We start from the raw sequence: 1873 nt of genomic DNA on the forward strand, positions 1-1873 counted from the left end.
GGCGGGTGCTGCCGGAATGGTGGGTGTACAGCTTCACCCAGTTGGCCAACGCCGACGCCGGCAGCGACCCGATGGCCAGCGCCACCGTGCCCAGCAGCGGTGGCAGCGACGAACCCGCCGCCAGCGAGCCGGTCAGTGCCGCGGTGGAGGTGGACATGGTCGACCGCCGCTTCGTCGGCAACCGCTTCGGCGTGGCCATGCACGACGTGTTCGAGCGCTGCGACTTCGCCGCCTGGCGCGGCTGGCACCCGGGCCTGCCGGCGCCAGCGGGGCAGGCCACCGCCATCGTCGAAGCGCTGCAACGCGGCGGCTATGCCGAGGACGAACTGGAAGACGGCACCGCCATGCTCACCGCCCTGGTCGGCAACACCCTCACCGTCGCCCTGCCCGAAGGCACCTGCCTGGCTGCGGTGCCGGACGAGCAGCGGCGCAACGAAATGGAATTCCACTTCGCCATGCGCCCGACGCGCGTGGACGCGTTGCTGGCGCTGCTGCACAGCTTCGGCGTGGCCGGCGAGCGCCAGGCGTTCGGCGCGCGGCAGCGCCTGGAGGGACTGATGACCGGCCTGATCGACCTCACCTACCAGCACGACGGCCGCTGGTACGTGCTCGACTACAAGTCCAACCGCCTGCCGGCCTACGACCCCGACGCCCTGGCGCGGGCGATGGCGCACAGCGAGTACACCCTGCAGGCGCTGATCTACACCGTGGCCCTGCACCGCTGGCTGCGCTTCCGCCTGGGCGGTGCCTACGACTACGCCCGCGACTTCGGCGGCGTGCGCTACCTGTTCTGTCGCGGCCTGGACGCCGCCCGAGACCCATCGCCGGGCGTGCACGCCTGGCGCTTCGACCCAGACCTGATCGAAGGCGTCGACGCCCTCTTCGCCGGCGCCCCGCTCGAGCCCCTCTCCCCCCGGGAGAGGGGTTGGGGTGAGGGTACGTCCACTCACGGAGCCCCCACCCCGTGAGCCAACCCAACCTCCTCGCCACCCTCCACCGCGCCGGCACCCCCCGCATGCTCAAGCCCCTCTCCCCCCGGGAGAGGGGTTGGGGTGAGGGTACGTCCACTCACGGAGCCCCCACCCCGTGAGCCAAACCAACCTCCTCGCCATCCTCCACCGCAGCGGCACCCGGCGCACGCTCAAGCCCCTCTCCCCCCGGGAGAGGGGTTGGGGTGAGGGTACGTCCACTCACGGAGCCCCCACCCCGTGAGCCAACCCAACCTCCTCGCCACCCTCCACCGCACCGGCACCCTGCGCACGCTGGACCACGCCTTTGCACACAGCCTGGCCCGCCTGGCCCCGGACACCCCCGACCTGGTCCTGGCCGGCGCCGCCCTGGCCTCGCTGGCGGTGGCCAGCGGCCACGCCGGCCTCGACCCGGCACGCGCCAGCCTCCTGCTCGACAGCCGCGACGGCGCCGCTCCCACGCTGCCCACCGCAGACGACTGGACCCGCGCCCTGGCCGCCTCGCGCTGGGTCGCGCAACCCGCCGCTGAGGACGCCGCCAGCCCAGACTGCCCACTCGTACTCGAACACGGCCTGCTCTACCTGCGCCGCTACCGCGAGTACGAGCGACGCCTGGCCCTGGGCCTGCGCCGCCTCGCCGCACAGCCGCTGCCGCATAGCGACCTCGCCGCCCTCGCACCCCTGTTCGCCCAGCTCTTCCCTCTCCCCCCGGGAGAGGGTGCCCGCAGGGCGGGTGAGGGTACGACTGCTAACGATCCATCCGACCGCCAAGCCCAAGCCGCCGCCCTCGCCCTGCGCCGCGCCCTGCTGCTGGTCACCGGCGGCCCCGGTACCGGCAAGACCACCACCATCGCCCGCCTGCTGCTGCTGCGCATCGCCCAGGCCCGCGCCGCCGGCCTGCCACC

General features: G+C 73.5%; 2 protein-coding genes. Both read left to right on the forward strand.

All coding sequences use genetic code 11. From position 1 onward, the window contains the following. The coding region (locus D180_RS12305) for a PD-(D/E)XK nuclease family protein (protein WP_017913026.1) at window positions 1–968 on the forward strand (968 nt) is incomplete at its 5' end. Between the two features lie 240 nt (window positions 969–1208). After that, window positions 1209–1873, forward strand: a 665-nt coding sequence (locus D180_RS23045; protein WP_157835459.1) for an AAA family ATPase, incomplete at its 3' end; no start/stop codon positions are given.

It is taken from the genome of Xanthomonas sp. SHU 166 (assembly GCF_000364685.1).
In the GTDB taxonomy this organism is placed as follows: Bacteria; Pseudomonadota; Gammaproteobacteria; order Xanthomonadales; family Xanthomonadaceae; genus Xanthomonas_A; species Xanthomonas_A sontii.